This window comes from Nonomuraea turkmeniaca (assembly GCF_005889735.1).
GTDB classification, from domain to species: domain Bacteria; phylum Actinomycetota; class Actinomycetes; order Streptosporangiales; family Streptosporangiaceae; genus Nonomuraea; species Nonomuraea turkmeniaca.
In genome coordinates this window covers 1-15,529 of record NZ_VCKY01000250.1, presented here as the reverse complement: position 1 = coordinate 15,529, position 15,529 = coordinate 1, and the positions used below count along the sequence as shown (strand labels likewise).

Annotated in this window: 14 protein-coding genes; 7 read left to right on the top strand and 7 right to left on the bottom strand. The window is 72.0% G+C overall.

Features of this window, described 5'->3' with window-relative positions:
* The 3 genes from ETD86_RS44885 to ETD86_RS44875 form a co-directional block, all read left to right on the top strand.
* The coding region (locus tag ETD86_RS44885; protein WP_484213969.1) for a peptidase associated/transthyretin-like domain-containing protein at positions 1-381 on the top strand (381 nt) is incomplete at its 5' end.
* A gap of 335 nt (positions 382-716) precedes the next feature.
* Positions 717-1,292, top strand: a complete 576-nt coding sequence (locus ETD86_RS44880; protein ID WP_138672735.1) for a TetR/AcrR family transcriptional regulator — start codon at positions 717-719, stop codon at positions 1,290-1,292.
* 73 nt (positions 1,293-1,365) lie between these two features.
* A complete protein-coding gene (locus ETD86_RS44875) occupies positions 1,366-2,520 on the top strand; it encodes an FAD-dependent monooxygenase (RefSeq protein ID WP_138672734.1) in 1,155 nt (384 codons plus the stop codon).
* A 5-nt stretch (positions 2,521-2,525) separates the two neighbouring features.
* Here ETD86_RS44875 and ETD86_RS44870 read toward each other — a convergent pair whose 3' ends face one another.
* From ETD86_RS44870 to ETD86_RS44855, 6 genes are all read right to left on the bottom strand, one after another.
* Positions 2,526-2,954 (bottom strand): SRPBCC domain-containing protein, encoded by a 429-nt coding sequence (locus ETD86_RS44870; protein WP_138672733.1) that lies wholly within the window; start codon positions 2,952-2,954, stop codon positions 2,526-2,528.
* A gap of 7 nt (positions 2,955-2,961) precedes the next feature.
* The gene (locus ETD86_RS56050) at positions 2,962-3,129 is read right to left on the bottom strand and encodes a hypothetical protein (RefSeq protein WP_170223605.1); all 168 of its coding nucleotides are present in this window, start codon (positions 3,127-3,129) and stop codon (positions 2,962-2,964) included.
* 109 nt (positions 3,130-3,238) lie between these two features.
* Positions 3,239-3,379, bottom strand: a complete 141-nt coding sequence (locus ETD86_RS56045) for a hypothetical protein (RefSeq protein ID WP_170223604.1) — start codon at positions 3,377-3,379, stop codon at positions 3,239-3,241.
* 50 nt (positions 3,380-3,429) lie between these two features.
* Positions 3,430-5,922 (bottom strand): PEP/pyruvate-binding domain-containing protein, encoded by a 2,493-nt coding sequence (locus tag ETD86_RS44865; RefSeq protein WP_138672732.1) that lies wholly within the window; start codon positions 5,920-5,922, stop codon positions 3,430-3,432.
* Position 5,923: 1 nt separating this feature from the next.
* On the bottom strand, positions 5,924-6,631 hold the full coding sequence (locus tag ETD86_RS44860; RefSeq protein ID WP_138672731.1) for a TetR/AcrR family transcriptional regulator: 708 nt from the start codon (positions 6,629-6,631) through the stop codon (positions 5,924-5,926).
* Positions 6,632-6,691: 60 nt separating this feature from the next.
* Positions 6,692-11,725 (bottom strand): tetratricopeptide repeat protein, encoded by a 5,034-nt coding sequence (locus ETD86_RS44855; RefSeq protein ID WP_138672730.1) that lies wholly within the window; start codon positions 11,723-11,725, stop codon positions 6,692-6,694.
* A 122-nt stretch (positions 11,726-11,847) separates the two neighbouring features.
* Between ETD86_RS44855 and ETD86_RS44850 the strand changes: the two genes are divergently transcribed.
* The 3 genes from ETD86_RS44850 to ETD86_RS44840 all read left to right on the top strand — a co-directional run bounded on the left by ETD86_RS44850 (position 11,848) and on the right by ETD86_RS44840 (position 13,567).
* Positions 11,848-12,396, top strand: a complete 549-nt coding sequence (locus ETD86_RS44850) for a hypothetical protein (RefSeq protein WP_138672729.1) — start codon at positions 11,848-11,850, stop codon at positions 12,394-12,396.
* Positions 12,397-12,438: 42 nt separating this feature from the next.
* Positions 12,439-12,816 (top strand): hypothetical protein, encoded by a 378-nt coding sequence (locus tag ETD86_RS44845; RefSeq protein ID WP_138672728.1) that lies wholly within the window; start codon positions 12,439-12,441, stop codon positions 12,814-12,816.
* A 79-nt stretch (positions 12,817-12,895) separates the two neighbouring features.
* On the top strand, positions 12,896-13,567 hold the full coding sequence (locus ETD86_RS44840) for a DUF6766 family protein (RefSeq protein ID WP_138672736.1): 672 nt from the start codon (positions 12,896-12,898) through the stop codon (positions 13,565-13,567).
* On the opposite strand, the gene ETD86_RS44835 is transcribed toward ETD86_RS44840, so the two are convergent.
* Positions 13,501-14,340 (bottom strand): 1-aminocyclopropane-1-carboxylate deaminase/D-cysteine desulfhydrase, encoded by an 840-nt coding sequence (locus ETD86_RS44835; protein WP_138672727.1) that lies wholly within the window; start codon positions 14,338-14,340, stop codon positions 13,501-13,503. The genes ETD86_RS44840 and ETD86_RS44835 overlap by 67 nt on opposite strands.
* Positions 14,341-14,383: 43 nt before the next feature.
* On the opposite strand from ETD86_RS44835, the gene galK reads away from it, so the two are divergent.
* Entirely contained in the window at positions 14,384-15,496 is a 1,113-nt protein-coding gene (gene galK / locus ETD86_RS44830; RefSeq protein WP_138672726.1) for a galactokinase, read from the top strand.
* Positions 15,497-15,529: the final 33 nt, after the last annotated feature.

Genomic DNA, 15,529 nt, shown 5'->3' with positions numbered 1-15,529 from the left:
GGGGGCGACATGGGCGACATGGGCGACCTGACGCCCACCGACGACAAGCGGTACCTGCGCGGCGCGCAGGTGACCAACAGCGACGGCATCGTGGAGTTCACCACCATCTGGCCGGGCTGGTACCGGGGGCGGACGATCCACATCCACGCCATGGTGCACTTCAGCAGCGAGCGGGTGCTGACCACGCAGATGATGTTCGACGAGAAGCTCAACAGCACGGTCATGGCGGCGTCGCCGTACTCGGAGCACACCGGGCGCGACACGTTCAACGACAACGACAACATCTACCAGGACGGCATGCTCATGAAGGTCACCAAGGAGGACGACGGCTACCTCGGCGTCATCGTCTTCGCCGCCGACTCCGACAAGGACGGCTCCTAGACACGTCTGACGACGTGCAGCAGGTACTCCTTCCGATCGAGGGGGTTGTGGTCGGTGCGTGGCCGTTCCGGGGACGGGCCGCGTACCGGCTGATAGCCGTCGAAGGCGGTCTCCAGCCCGTTGATTGTGGGCGCCCGGCGACACGGCTCCGGTCGTCCGCGAGATCATCCGCGCATCGGAGCCCGAACCCCTGCCGCCGCCCGGGCATCCACGTCGGCCGCCCCGGTCGTGGCCGTACGGAGCGCGTGCGCTCACTGACCCGCTTTTCAGTCTGGTGCATGCTGGAGTATGATTTGGGCATATGCCCAAGGCGATCGCCCAATAAGGAAATCATCATGGCCCCCAACCCCGCCGCCGCCCGCGGCCAGGAGACTCGGCAGCGGCTGCTCGACGCGGCCGTCGCGCTCGTGCCCGAGCTCGGGTGGGGTGGCGTCACGACCAGGGTGGTCGCCGAGCGGGCCGGGGTGGCGCCGGGCGTGGTGCACTACCACTTCGCGTCGGTGACGGACCTGCTCATCGCGGCCGGCACGGGATTCAGCGGCGGCGTGCTCGACCAGATGGCCGGGGAGCTGACGGCGCGGGCCGACATCGGTGAGGGCGTGGATTGGCTGCTGGGCGAGCTGGCGTGCTACAGCGGCGTGGATCCCGCCTCGCTGCTGATGGTGGAGATGTTCCTGGCCTCGACGCGACTGCCTGGGCTCCGGGAGCGGCTGGGCGGGCAGATCGCCGGATTCCGGTCGCGGGTCGCGTCGTGGCTGGCCGAGCGCGGCTACCAAGGTGATGCGGAGGTGGCGGCGGCGATGCTGGCGGCCGCCGTGGACGGGATCATGCTGCACCGTGCGCTGGATCCCGGCCTGGACATCGCCGCGCTGGCGGGGCCGCTGCGGGCGATGTTCGGGCTCGACCGCTGACCCCGGACGCCGACCCGGACACGGACGATGGCGCGAGCTCGGATTCGGGCTCGGCCTGGGAAGGGAGGCCATCTTGCGGGCTCTGATCTGCGGCGCCGGCATCGCCGGGCTGACGCTGGCCTGGCATCTGGAGCGGGCCGGCTGGGAGGTGGAGATGGTCGAGCGCGCGGCGGCGTTCCGTGACGGCGGCTACATGATCGACTTCTACGGGCCCGGCCTCCAGGTCGCCGATCGGATGGGGTCACGGCCGCGGCTCATGGAGGCGCGTTATCCGGTCAACGAGCTGAGCTACGTGGACGGGGCCGGTAGGCGGACCAGCCACCTGACATTGACGTCCGGCCTGGAAGAGGTGGTCAGCCTGCTCCGCGGGGATCTGGCGCGGGCCATCGCCGACGACGTGCGGGCGCCCATCGTGTACGGAGCCACCGTCGAGTCCCTGGAGCAGGACGCCGACGGCGTGTCCGTCCGGCTGACCGACGGCACGTCCCGCGACGTGGACCTGCTCGTGGGCGCAGACGGGACGCATTCGCGGGTGCGCGGGCTGGTCTTCGGCGACGTGACGCCTCGGTATCTCGGGCACCAGGTGGCGGCGTACACCGTGGCGGACGAGAAGCTGAGCCGCCAGGTCGGGACCCGCTACCAGATGCTCACGAAGCCGGGCCTGATGGCCGGCGCGTACGCGCTGCGCGGCGGCCGGCTCGCCCTGCTGTTCCTGCGCCGCGAGCCGGACCCCGCGCTGTCCGACGATCCGGCGGCGGCGCTGGCCCGCCACTTCGGCCACCTCGGCTGGATCCTGCCCGAGGTGCTGCCGCGCTGCCCGAATCCGCCGGAGCTGTACTACGACCAGGTGACCCAGGTCGAGATGGAGCGCTGGCACCGGGGCAGGGTCGTGCTCGCGGGAGACGCCTGCCAGGCCGTCTCGTTGTTCGCCGGCCACGGGGCGTCGATGGCGATGGCCGGCGCCTGGATCCTCGCCGACGAACTGGCCGCCGCGCGCGGGGACGTGCCGGGCGCGGCGGTGCGTTACCAGGCGCGGATGGCGCCGGCCATCGGGGAGGTCCAGCGGTTCGGGCGGCGGTTCGTGGAGTGGATGGCGCCGTCGAGCCGGTGGCGGATCGCCGCACGCGACCTGCTGTTCCGCCTGGCCGCGCTGCCAGGCGGCGACCGGCTCTTCGTCAGCTCGCTCAGCCCGGGTGGCCACAACCTGATCACCAGCCGTCCCGGCTGACCCGATCAGCCCTCGACGCGCTTCTTCAGTGCCTCGTTGAGGTTGGCGAAGTTCCGCTGGGTGCCCTCGATCATCTTGCCGAGGAAGGGCACGAGCAGTCCCTTGAAACTCTCGCTCTGCACCAGATGGGTCCCCCCGTCCGGGGTGGCCCTGAGCGTGAACTCGTGCGTGCCGTCGAACAACCCCGGCACGATGAGGCGACCGACCCACCTGAGTACCTTGCCCGGCTCGGCGGCCAGCACCTCAGGCTTGAACGTCATCGGCCGGCCGTTCTCCGGATACATCCGTAACGTGAGCTTGCCGCCCACGATCGCCTCGCCGGAGCCCTCCCTGATGAACGGGTTCCACGCCGCGTAACCGGCGAAGTCGACGAGGACCGCCCACACCTGCTCGGGAGACGCCTGGATGTCGATGGCGGTGCTGATGGTGCGCATCCGCGAGTTATACCGTGTTTCTCTGCCCCAACGTGAACGCAGCCAGGCGAGGGCGGCGCGCCGGCTCCGGCAGCGCCGCGCTCACCACCGCCTCGAACCGGTAGTCGCCGGCGAAGACGGCGCGGCCCGGCATGGCCTTGACGAACGCCTGTGCGCCGCACTCGAGCACGGCCACGCCGGGCCACCCCGTTCGAGAAGCCGCCCGGCCGCCGCGAGAAGCCGTCACGGTGGTGCCCAGCCGGCGCCCCACCTCGGCCACGAGCGGCCGGGGCAGCTCGGCCGGGTTACGCCGCCGTATCGCTCTGATCCTCCTTGTCGGGTTCGTCGTCGGGGCGGTCCAGCGCCGTCCTGGCCGCCCGGAACCGGGCGCAGCGTGCTTCGAGCTCGCGTTCGTCCGCGAGGATCCACTGTTCGATCATGGTCATCCAAGTGATCACACTCTGGAGACGGGGGCGATGGACTTGGCACAGTCTTTTCACCCGAGCAACTCGACCGTGCCGCGCTCTCCGTCCACCCTGATCCGGTCCCCGTCACGTACCCGCATGGTCGCGTTGCCGGTGCCGACCACGGCGGGGATGCCCAGCTCGCGCGCCACGATCGAGGCGTGTGACAGCGGGGCGCCCATGTCCGTGACGACCGCGGCGGCACGCGGGAACATCGGCGTCCATCCCACGTTCGTCAGCGTCGTCACCAGGATCTCGCCAGGCTTGAGCCGGTCACCTTGTTCGGGGCCGGAGAGCACGCGGGCGATGCCCTCCACGACGCCGGGCGCCCCGGGGAAGCCGGTCACGGTGTCGCTCACCGGCACGGTGTGGCCGCGAGCGTCGTAGACGTCGGCCCGCCGATCGGGGTCGGCGGCCCAGCGGACCGGGTCGAAATGCCCGATGATGAGCGTCGGGTACGGCGGCAGCGCGGCGTACTGCTCGTAGGTGGCCCGCCGCGACGGCACCTGCGCCAGCGCCGCGGCGTCCCCGCGCAGCAGGCCCAGCAGCTCCTCCAGGTAGAGGGCGAACACGTCGTCGCCGTGGCCGGTCAGCTCGCCCGCTCGGACGGTGAAGGCCCGCAGCACCCAGAACGCGCGCATGTTCTCCGAGCGCGTGTTCTCGCGGTCGCGTACGACCGTGCTCCAGCGCCGGACCCGCTCGCGCATCTTGGCCTCCTTGCCCGGGTAACGCTCGGCGAAGCGCGCCCAGGCCTCCTCCCTGGCCTTCTCCTGCCGTGCGAGCAGCGCCTCGGTGTCGGCCCCCAGGTCACCCAGGCCGGCGATCTGGGCGTCGATCCAGTCGGGGTCCTCGCCGGGCCGCGGGACGGAGACCTCGAACTCGTGGGGTCCGCGATGCCCGTACGTCCTGGCGAACTCCTCCCTCGTGATCTCGCCGCGCGCCAGCCTGGACAGCCCCATGACCGGGCCGAGGCTGGCCAGCTCGCCGTCCGCGTTGACGCCGGTGAGCATGGCCTCGGCGTCGATGTCGCCCATCATCTTGCGCAACTTGTCGCGGGTGTAGACCAGGGTGGAGCCGCCCTGCCGGCCAGCGGCCTCCAGCATGCGGCAGGAGGTGACCATGTGCGGCTGGATCTCCCGCTCGTACAGGTCGGCCAGCTCGGGTCCTGAGCGGGTGGCCGCGATCCGGGCGCGCAGTTCTTCGCACCGCTGCTGCGAGGTGGCCAGGAACGCCTGCATGCCCTTCGTGTTCTCCCTGACCCGGCGCTGGATGTTGATCGCCATGGGGATCACGCGCTTGATGATCTCCCAGCGGGAGATCTTCACCCTCGGCACGTCGAGGCCGGGCGGGAGCTTGCCGAAGACGTTCTCGATCGCGCCGAGCCTGCTCTTCATGCCCAGGGACTCGGCGATGGTGTAGACGATGCTGAGGTTCATGTAGAAGCGGCCGCCGATGTTGCCGACCAGGTCGAAGCCCGGCAGGGAGGAGGCGGCCATGGCCTCATGGATGAACAGGCGCACGAACGACCACGTCACCGGGGTCATCACGTCGGGGATGGCCTCCCCCAGGTTGCCGGCGGTCCACAGGTAGTCGCCCTTGAGGCTGTCGTTCCACTCCTCGAGCCGCGGTTTGAGCCCGGTGATCGGGCGGGCCTGGACGATGGCGAAGGCGTCGTCGCGCCGGGTCCACTCGACGTCCATCGGCGTGCCGTACAACTCCTGTACGCGCGCGCCGAGTGCGGCCAGCTCCACCGCCTGCGCTTCGTCCAGCACCGGGGCGCGGCGCAGCTCGCCGGGGACGGGGCGCTCCTCGGTGCCGGTGGGGGTGCGGACGGTCATGACCGTCTTGTCGGCCGTCTGGGACCGGGTGACCGCGCCGTGCGCGACCACGAGCGTGTCGGGGGTGACCTGGCCGCCGACCACTGCCTCCCCCAGCCCCCAGGAGGCGTTGATGACGGTCTCCTCCCGGTTGCCGGTGACCGGGTCGGCGGTGAACAGGATGCCGGCCGCGTCCGCGTCCACCAGCTCCTGCACGACGACCGCCAGCGCGACGTCGTCGTGCGGCACGCCGTGCTGGTCGCGGTAGGCGACGGCGCGCGGGTTCCAGAGCGAGGCCCAGCAGCGCCTGACCGCGTCGAGCAGGGCGTCGCCCCTGATGTTGAGATAGGTGTCCTGCTGGCCGGCGAACGACATCTCCGGCAGGTCCTCGGCGGTGGCCGACGAGCGCACCGCGACCGCCACGTCCTCGCCCAGCGCCGCATACGCCTGCCGGATCTCGGCGGCGATGCCCTCGGGCACGTCGTGCCGGGCGAACAGCGCCGCGATCTCCTCGGTGTCGCCCGCGGCCGCCGCGCGCAGGATGTCGTCGTGGAAGGCCGACACGAACGCGCGGTAGGCCTCGGTCGTGACATGGAAGCCGTCGGGCACCGGCAGCCCGGCCCGCACCAGCCGGGCCAGAGAGGCGCCCTTGCCACCCACGGTCGCCAGATCGGCCGCGGCATCGTCCATAGGCAGTACAGCCTTCACGTCACACACGCTCCTTAGCGCCCATGGAGTCCGCCAGCTTGTGACGGGCGATCTCCACCATGGCATCGAGAAAGTCCAGCGTCGCCCGCGTCGCGGCTGCCGATGACGCCCGGCCCGTTTCCATCGCGCGCCCGATGGTGTCGGCCACCAGCTCGGCGATCCGCTCGTCCGGCAGCCGCGCCTCCTCCCGCAGCATGTCCGGCAGGGCCACGAACCCGTACACGATCGAGCCGATCACCGTGGTGTGGTCGCCCGGCTCCTTCCGCACCGCGCCGTGCTCGATCAGCCGCGCGAGGTACGTGTCGAAGGCGCCCCCCAGCTCCAGCGCCGTCACGCTCTGCCGCTTCATGCGCGTGAGCTTGCCCAGGACCTCGGAGTCGCCGACCAGCGTCGCCCGCAGCAGCGGCCGGCGCAGCATCACGGCCACGAACCGGCCGAACAACTCGCTCACCGTGGCCGGCTCGCTCGCCCGGATGTCCTCGAGCATGCGGACCCGCTCGCGGCGCAGCAGCGCGGCGAACAAGTCGTCGCGGGTCTTCCAGTGCAGGTAGATCGTGCCCTTGGCGACGCCGGAGCGTTTGGCCACGTCGTCGATCGTGGTCTTGTCGTAGCCCCAGCGCAGGATCAGCTCGGCGGCGGCGTCGAGGATCCGGTGCGCCCGCTCCAGCTGGCGCGCCGGATCCTGCGGCGGCCGGCCCACCTTGACCATCCGTCTCACCCCATTTGTCTGACTAGATGAGACTATTTGGTCATTTAATTCAGTGCAAGTTCACCCGATCTTCTCGAGGAGCATCTCGGCCTGCGGGGCGAAGGCCGGGTCGCCGGTGCCTACCGCCGCTTCCAGCATCCGGCGGGCGAGCGCCAGGTCGCCGCGCTCGTACCGGATCTCCCCGAGCCGGCAGGCGGCCTCGGCCACCAGCTCGGCCTGCTCGGTCAGCCCCAGCGTCAGCTCGTAGTACCGCAGGGCGCCGTCGCGGTCGCCGAGCCAGTAGCACAGCTCACCCAGGTGCGCGGCGGCCAGCCCGGACTCGGAGTCGCCGGCGTCGATGACGCGCTGGTACCAGGTGAGCGCCTCGGGGAAGTCGCGGCTCCGCTTGGCCAGCGCGCCCAGGTACATCGCGCCCAGCACGCTCGTGTGCGCTTCGCCTGCCTCGACGGCCCGCAGGTACCACGCGCGCGCCTGCTCCTCGTCCTCGTCGTCGTAGGTCTGGCCGAGCGCCACCATCGCCCGCGCGGCCAGCCCGGCGTCGCCGGCGTCGAGCACCCGCAGGTACGTCTCCCGACCTTCCTCCACCATCCCGGCGCCCACCAGCGTCTGGCCGAGCGTGGACAGCGCGATGGGCTCGCCGCCCGCGGCCGCCTCCCGCAAGGTGCGCAGCGACTCGGTCGTGTCGCCCCGGTTGTCCTGCAGCATGCCGAGCAGACTCCCGAAGACACCCCTGATCGGGCTGTCGGCATCGGCCGCCTGCCGCCGCGCGACGTCGTAGAACGCGTCGTCGTCGCCCTCGCCGTCGAGCAGCTCGAGCAGCCTGCCGCCGGCGACGAAGCGCACCTCGGGCTCGCCGTGCTCGTTCAGCCACTCGAAGATCGCCCGCGCCGCGGCCCGCTCGCCGAGCTCGGCCAGCCGGTCGGCGATGTCGAGCTCGGTGAACGGCCCGCGTCCCGCCCGCTCGAAGTACGACCGTACGGTGGCGGGGTCCGTGCACTCCGCTCCCAGCTCGCGCGCCACCTCGGCGCCCGGCTCGCCCATCAGCTCCAGCACCCGGACGGCCACGTCGTGGGCGCCGCGCTCGAACTCCTGGCGGGCGAGGGCACGCAGGTTGGCCAGCGCCTCCCCGGCGGGCTCGGCACCAGTGGCCGCGGCGGCGGCGAACGCCTCGGCGGCCCCGAGCACGTCGCCGTCGTCGTGCCGCCAGCAGCCGATCATGATGTGGCCGATGGCGGCGGCGTCCGGCTCCCCGGCGGCGGTGGCCGCCCCCGCCTCCTCGTACGCCCCGGCCCGGTCGCCGAGGTCGTGCAGGACCTTGGCCAGGTTGGTCCGCAGGCCCGGGACGAGCGGCTCGAAGCCGGTGTCGATGCCCTTGCGGTACATCTGCGCCGCGTCCGCCAGGTCGCCCCGGCCCCGGCACGCGTCGCCCCATCCCCAGTAGCCCGTGGCCACGGTCCGCGGGTCGCCGGTGGCCACCGCCCGCTCGGCCGCCTCGGCCGCGGCCTGGTGCTCCCGCTCGCCTATCAGGTGGGTGACCAGCAGACGCAGGCACTCCAGATCGCCGTCCGCCGCGCCGCCGGCCAGCGCCTCCCGTACGCCTGCCGGGTCGCCGCGCTCGTCCAGCACCTCGGCGAGCGCGACGGCCGTGCCGGGCATCCCGGCGCGCAGGGCCTTGACGGCGCCGTCCAGATCGCCGCGGCGCTCGCGGACGATCGCGATGTTGTACCAGGCGGTGTGGGCCGTCTCCGGCTGCTCGGTTGCGGGCAGGAAACACAGCTCGGCCCGGCCGTTCTCGCCGGCCTCGGCCCAGCTCGCGCCCAGCGACACGTACGCCTCCGCGGCCGTCTCCGGGTCGGCCAGCTCGATCACCAGGCGGTAGAGCCGTCTGGCCGTCGCCTGGTCGTCCTTTCCCCTGGCGGCGCGCATGGTCTGCTCCAGGCCGTCGCGCCGGTCGTCGCCGGTGAGCGCGGCCAGCAGGCGGCGGGCTTCTGGCACGTCGCCGTCGTCGAGCACCAGCACCAGCTCGGCCAGCGCGGCCGACCCCACGACGTCGGCCAGCGCCGCGATCGCGCCCTGCCGGTCGCCGTCGGCGGCGAGCACCCATCCCCGCTCCTCGGCCGTGCCCCTGCCCAGGCGCACCCGAGCCATGGCGGCGGCCCAGTCGTCCTCGTCCTGTGCGGCCGCCCGCTCGTAGGCGGCGCGGGCGTACTCGGTGTCGCCCGCCTCGCCGAGCAGCCGGGCGGCGCTCACCAGCGTGCCGCCCGCCGACTCGGCGTCGGCGGCGACGGCCCGCTCGAACGCCGCCTTCGCGCCCGCCAGGTCACCGGTCGCGGCCAGCAACTCACCGAGCAACCGCGCCTCGATCGCGCCCTCCTCGCCCGGCGATCCCGCCTCGATCTCCCCGTCCTCGTCGAACAACCAGGCCTCGGCCTCCCCGTCCTCGTCAGACGAGCCGTCCGAGGGCGCGGTCGTCAGAGCCGACAAGGCGCCCGCCAAGTCGCCGCGATCGCGCAGCATGCTCGCCAAATACAGCCGGCCCTCCGCCCCGAACGCCGTCGCGAGCAGCTCGCCGGCCTCCTCCGGCGCGCCGCCGGCCACCAGCACTTCGGCCAGTCGCGCCGTCGCGTCCACCTGGCGCCGCTCATCGCCGTTCCCCGGCACCCGCCGGTAGGCGTCGGCCGCCTCATCCAGCAACCCGAGCTCCTGCCACACCCGGCCGAGGTCGCTCAGCGCCATCGCGGCCAGCCCCTCGTCCTCGCCGTCCGCGGCCCGTACCCAGGCCTCGATCGCGCCCTGCTTGTCCCCGGCCTCGTCACGCAGCACTCCGAGGTAGCACGCGGCATCTTGGCGGAAGCCCGGATGCCCGGCGGAGGCCACCAGCGAGAGCGCCGCGTCGGCGGCGGCCGTCTCGCCCCGCCGCTGCCAGGCGTGCGCGCTCTCCATGCCGAGCATGCTCGTCAGCAGCGTGTTCCCGCCTTCCGGCACGTCACCGAACGCCTCCGCGGCACCGTCGAAGTCCCGGTCGAGCAGGCACCTGGCGAACCGTCCCATCGCCGCGGGCGCCTGCTCGAAGGCAGCCCGCGCGGCGGCCAGGTCGTCGAGCCGCACCCAGGTCAGACCCAGTAACCAAGCGCAACGCCCGGCCTCGTCACCGCTCTCCCGCGCGATCCGCCGCTCGTACAGCCGGCAGGCCGCGAGCAGATCCCCTTGCTGCTCGAACAGCGCCGCCAGCGACCCCGCCGCCTCGCTCCGCAGCCCTTGATGCGCGCTGTCCAGCGTCATCGTGTACGCCGCCCGCGCCTCGGCAGGCTCGTCCTCCACCAGCCCGCCCAGCACGTACCCCACCCAAGGAGCCAGCGCGGGATGCCCATCCGCGCGGGCCCGCCGCAACAGCGCGATCGCCTCGTCCCGATCCGGCAGGATCTCCTTGGCCAGCACCGCCGCGTACGACAGCGCGAGCGGCTCCCCGGACCCGGCCGCGTCGTGCAACAACCTGGACGTCTCCGACAACGCGTACCCGAAGGAGGCCAGCACCTGGGCGAAGACCGCCGTGCCGACCGCCGCCACGGCGGGGTCGGCGTGGTTCATGGTCTCGTGGTAGCGGGTCAGGCCCTCCTCCCGCCCGAGCCGCTGGTGGTCGATCACCGCGCGCAGCACCGGATGCAGGTCGTCGCCAGAGACCTGCAGCAGGTGCAGGAGGAACGCGGCGGCGAAGCCCTGCACGACGTCGTCGCCCTCGGCCACGTACGTCAGCAGTTCGTCGGCCTGCTCCCGGTCGCCCTCCCCCAGCTCCAGCTCGGCCAGCGCCACCATGGCCCGGATCGACTGCGTGGCGGCGCCGGAGTCGACGGCGCCGCGCAGCAACCTCCTGGCCTCGGCCGGCTCGCCGGCCCGCACGTGCTCCAGCGCCGCGTCGATGTCCTGGACGGCCTGCTCCTCCACCGGGTCGGCGAGCGGCTGCCGCCGGTCGTCGTGGTCGAGCAGCAGCCTGGCCTTGAACGCGGCGTCGGGGTCCACGTGCCCGGCGGCCCGCCGCGCCAGCTCCATGACCTCGTCGTACGCCTCCGGATGCTGGTCGAGCAGCAGGCCGAGCAGCGTGACGGAGACCGAGGCCCACTCGTTCTCCTCGGCCTCCAGCACCGCCCGCAGCGCGGCCAGCGCCTCGGCGGCCTCGCCCGCCTCGGTGTGCATCTGGGCCAGGCAGGCCTGGGCCTGCACGACGTACTCGCGCTGCCCGCTGGCGATCACCCGGCGGAAGATCGCCTTCGTCTCGTCCTCGTCGCCGAGCTGGGCGGTGACCTTGGCCAGCTCGATCAGCGACGGCAGCCGGACGTCGGGGCGGGGGTCCTCGACGGCGATGCGGTAGGCGGCCGCGGACTCGGCGTACTCGCCCAGGTCCACCAGCACCGCGCCGAGCAGCTTGTGCGCCATGGCCAGGTGGTCGGGGTGGCCGACGGCGATGGCGTGCTCGCACACGGCGCGGGCGGCGTCGAAGTCCTCCTCCTCGGCGTACAGCCGGTAGAGCTGGAACGCCGACAGCGACACCACGTCAGGATCGCCGCAGGTCAGCAGCTCGTGGTAGTCGTCCTCGTCCTCCGCCTGCTCGTACAGGTCGCGGGCCGAGGCCGGGTCCTGGTGGAACTCCGGCAGCTCCAGTCGCGCGGCCAGCTCGGCCACGGAGGGGCTGTCGCACCTGCGGGCCCGATCCAGCGCCTCCTCCGCACCCTGCGCGTCGCCCAGCTGCGTGCACACCAGCACCAACGCTGTGTCGGCGAGCGCGGCCACCTCGAAGTCGGCGCCGTCCGAGGCGATCGTCAGGACCCGATGCGCGGCCGGCCACTCCGTCGCGGTCACCAGCATCATGCCCATGGCCATGGCCGAGCGCTGCCCGAACACCGGGTCGCCCGACTGGATCACTGACCGGTGCGCCGCCTCGGCGCCGTCCAGATCACCCTGCTCCTGCAGCAGACCGGCCAGCAGGTGGGACGCCTCCGGGTCCCCCGTGGCCGCTATCTGCCTGAACAGCGCGGCGGCCAGGTCGAGGTCTCCGGATTTCCAGTAGTTCATGGCCGCGTCGAGCTGTTCTGACGCCATTCGTCACCCCAAAGTCAGCTATTAATGTGAAAAAGCTACACATGTGTCGCCCGGGTCACAGGACATTCCGAGATCTCTGGTCCTCGCCCTCCGGAGTGCCGGCGGGCCGTAGCGTAGATCCCATGGCCAAGGCGTTCTGGATCGACCAGGAGTTCGACAGGGACCGTGACGGGCGCTATGCCGTACACGTGCGCAAGAACCTGGAGGAGTTCGAGTGGGGCGACATCGCGCCCGTCAGGTTCGCGTGCGCGGCGTGGCGGCTGGCCGCGCCGCCGTCGCTCATGCCCGGCTACGTACGGTGGGACCGCCGCATCCTGGAGGCCACCTGCCACCGCAACACCTGGGACGGCACGCTCTACGCGCGTATCAGGCTCGTCTCGCCGCTGCCCGAGGAGCTGACCCGCTCCCGCGCCTGGTGGCGCGACCGGGGCTGGCTGGGCTGGCAGGAGACGTTCGGCCAGTACGTCGACCCGTCGCAGCAGGACCTCGCCAGGATCCCGTTCCTGCGGGCGTCACTGCTGGTCGAGGCGCCGGTGCCGCTCGGGGACCTGCCGCCGGAGCCGGAGGGCCCGCACGACGAGGTCGAGCAGAGCGCCCACCGCGCGGTGACCGTGCTCGTACGCGAGCTGAACGCCTTGGTGTCCCCCGTTCTCGACCAACTCGGCGGCTGACCGGCCAGCATGTTTGATTAACGGCTGGGTAGCGGGTGCCCCATGAGGATCCTGGTCATCCTGCTGGCGTCGCTGGCCGCGGCCGGCTGCGCCGTGGACACGGCCTCTCCCGCGCGGGTGGCGGAGCGTTTCCACGCCCTCATCACCGCGAACCAGGAAGAGGCCGCCTGCGGGATGCTCGCCCGCAAGACCGCCCAGAGGCTCCCCAGCCGGGGCCAGACGTGCGCGGACGCGCTGCGCGAGCTCAGGCTGGGCCCCGGCGGCGTGGTCACCTCGGTGAGCGTGTGGGGTGACGAGGCGCAGGTGCGGCTGGCCGGCGACACGATCTTCCTGCACCGCTTCAGCGACGGGTGGCGGGTCAGGGCCGCGGGCTGCATGCCGGTGCCCGACCTGCCGTACGACTGTGAGGTGGACGATTGATGCGCGTGATGTTCACCCTCACCACGCTCGTGATCGTGCTCGGCCTTACGTGGTTCTTCTACGTGGGGTGGGCGAGGCTGTGAGGTGGCTCAAGGAGAACTCGCTGGCCCTGGCCTTCCTCATCATGTTCCTGTTCGCGGTGGCCGGGCAGGCGGTGGCCGGGACGCTGGAGTTCAACGACCAGCAGCGGGCCGACGGCGCGGAGCCGGTCTCGGTGCTCCAGTACGTGGCGTCCTCGGCGTTCGCGGTGAACGTGGCCGAGAACTGGCAGTCGGAGTACCTGCAGTTCTTCCTGTTCGTCGTGCTCACGGTGTGGCTCGTGCAGAAGGGTTCGCCCGAGTCGAAGAAGCTGGACTCGATCGGGGCGGAGTCCGACCACCAGCAGCAGATCGGGGCGCACGCCACCACCCAGTCCCCCTCGTGGGCCAAGGTCAAGGGGCTGCGGTTGTGGCTCTACAGCAACTCGCTCGGGCTGGTGATGGGGCTGCTCTTCCTGCTCTCGTGGCTGGCGCAGTCAGTGGCGGGGCAGGCCGCGTACAACTCCGAGCGGCTCAGCGACCTGCGGGATCCGGTCACGTGGGGCGCGTACGTGACCTCTCCGGAGTTCTGGGACCGGAGCCTGCAGAACTGGCAGTCCGAGCTGCTGGCCGTGCTGTCGATGGTGGTGTTGTCGATTTACCTGCGTCAGCGCGGCTCGCCCGAGTCGAAGCCGGTCGGGGCGTCCCACCTGGCCACGGGGGTCGAGGGCTGACCGGTGACGACCGCGACGACGCGGGTCCCGGGCGTGAACGTGCCCTGGCGGGCCAGGTCGAGGATCCCGAAGAGCATCTTGGCGACGTAGACGCCTTCGACCCGATATTTCGCGATAAATCCGTCCAAGGCCGGGGTTGTCTTGGCGTATCCGCCGAAGTGGTAGTCCAGGTTGAGCGTCCAGTTCGACCACGTGCGCGCGTACGCCTCCCGCTGCAGCCTGGCCACCTCGCCGGCGAGGAACCCCGCCCCCTTGAGCACCGCGAACCCGATCGCCCGCTTCCCCTCCGGCAGCCCCGCCGAGATCCCGGCCAGTGTCCCGCCGGTGCCGACCGGGCAGCAGACGACGTCGTACGGCACGTCGATCTCCCCCGGCAACTCGGCGCAGCCGCGCACGGCCGCCGCGTTGCTGCCGCCCTCCGGCAGGATCGCCACGTCCTCGCCCCACCGCGCACGCAGCCGCGCCTGCACCTCTTCGGTGTGCTTGAGCCGGTAGGAGGCCCGGTCGAGGTAGGTGAGCGTCATCCCGCAGGCCTTGGCGTAGGCGAGGGACGGGTTGAGCGGGAGATGCTCCTCGCCCCGGATGACGCCGATCGTCTCGATCCCGTGCCGGCGCCCGGCCTCGGCGACGGCCCTGATGTGATGGGAGTAGGCGCCGCCGAAGGTCAGCAGCCGGCGATGCCCCAGGTTGTACTTGAGTTTGCGCCGCTTGTTGTCGTCGTGCATCAGGAACACCCGGACCTGCCCGAGCCCTGGATCCAGGAGCTCCTCCATGGCGCTAGTCTACGGTCGGGCCTTTGTTGAGGAGTGTTTGATTATGCGCGTTGCTGATGCTTTTCGTGCCGCTTACGGCACGTCCCCCCAGACCGTGTGGCACGCGCCTGGCCGGGTCAACCTGATCGGCGAGCACACCGACTACAACGACGGCTTCGTGCTGCCGTTCGCGGTGCCGTGGGGCGTGTCGGCCGCCGTCACCCCGCGTACGGACAAGACCGTCCGCCTCCTCTCCCTCCAGGGCCACAGCGAGCCGGTCACGATCGCGAGCCACGAGGAGTCCACGGGCTGGACCCGCTACGTCGTCGGTGTCCTGGCCATGCTGGGCGACCGCGTGGCGGGCGCCGACATCGCCATCGACGGCACCATCCCGGCGGGCGCCGGCCTCAGCTCCAGCGCCGCGCTCGAGGTCTCCGTCGCCTCGGCGCTCAACGACCTGCACGAGCTGGGCATGACGCCGATGGAGATCGCCCTGCTCAGCCAGAAGGCGGAGAACGGGTTCGTCGGCGTGCCCTCCGGCATCCTCGACCAGGCCGCCTCCGCCCTCTGCCAGGAGGGCCACGCCCTCTTCCTCGACTGCCGCTCGCTCGCCTCCCGCACCATCCCGCTCGACCTGGCCTCCCACGGGATGAGCATCCTCATCATCGACACCCAGGTCCACCACGAGCACTCCGGCGGCGAGTACGCCAAGCGCCGCGCCGAGTGCGAGTCCGCGGCCCGCAAGCTCGGCGTCCCCGCCCTGCGCGACGTGACCGACCTGGCGGCGGCCCTGGATCGGCTGCAGGGCGACGAGCGCAAGCGCACCATGCACGTCGTGACCGAGAACCACCGCGTGGAGGCCCTCATCGGGCTGCTGCGGGCCGGCGCCGTCACCGAGATCGGGGCGCTGCTGAACGCCTCGCACCTGTCGCTCAGGGACCAGTACGAGGTGTCCTCACCCGAGCTGGACGTCGCGGTGGAGGCCGCCGTCAAGGGCGGCGCCCGGGGCGCCAGGATGACGGGCGGCGGCTTCGGCGGCTCGGCCATCGCCCTGGTGGCCGACGACCGCCTGGAGAGCGTGCGGCAGTCGGTCGTGGACGCCTACGCCGAGCGCGGCTTCCAGCCGCCCCGTTTCCTGCCCGCCACCCCGGCCCCCGGCGCCCACCGCCTCGCCTGACCCCCGACCCACCCTTCCGGCCAGGGGCCGTCC

Excerpts from the sequence above, each read along its gene's own strand:
- ETD86_RS44850 (WP_138672729.1), top strand. The coding sequence starts at position 11,848 with ATGGCCAAGGCGTTCTGGATCGACCAGGAGTTCGACAGGGACCGTGAC.
- ETD86_RS44870 (WP_138672733.1), bottom strand. The coding sequence starts at position 2,954 with ATGCGCACCATCAGCACCGCCATCGACATCCAGGCGTCTCCCGAGCAG.
- ETD86_RS44855 (WP_138672730.1), bottom strand. The coding sequence starts at position 11,725 with ATGGCGTCAGAACAGCTCGACGCGGCCATGAACTACTGGAAATCCGGA.
- ETD86_RS44860 (WP_138672731.1), bottom strand. The coding sequence starts at position 6,631 with ATGGTCAAGGTGGGCCGGCCGCCGCAGGATCCGGCGCGCCAGCTGGAG.
- ETD86_RS56045 (WP_170223604.1), bottom strand. The coding sequence starts at position 3,379 with ATGACCATGATCGAACAGTGGATCCTCGCGGACGAACGCGAGCTCGAA.
- ETD86_RS44845 (WP_138672728.1), top strand. The coding sequence starts at position 12,439 with ATGAGGATCCTGGTCATCCTGCTGGCGTCGCTGGCCGCGGCCGGCTGC.
- galK (WP_138672726.1), top strand. The coding sequence starts at position 14,384 with ATGCGCGTTGCTGATGCTTTTCGTGCCGCTTACGGCACGTCCCCCCAG.
- ETD86_RS44835 (WP_138672727.1), bottom strand. The coding sequence starts at position 14,340 with ATGGAGGAGCTCCTGGATCCAGGGCTCGGGCAGGTCCGGGTGTTCCTG.
- ETD86_RS44880 (WP_138672735.1), top strand. The coding sequence starts at position 717 with ATGGCCCCCAACCCCGCCGCCGCCCGCGGCCAGGAGACTCGGCAGCGG.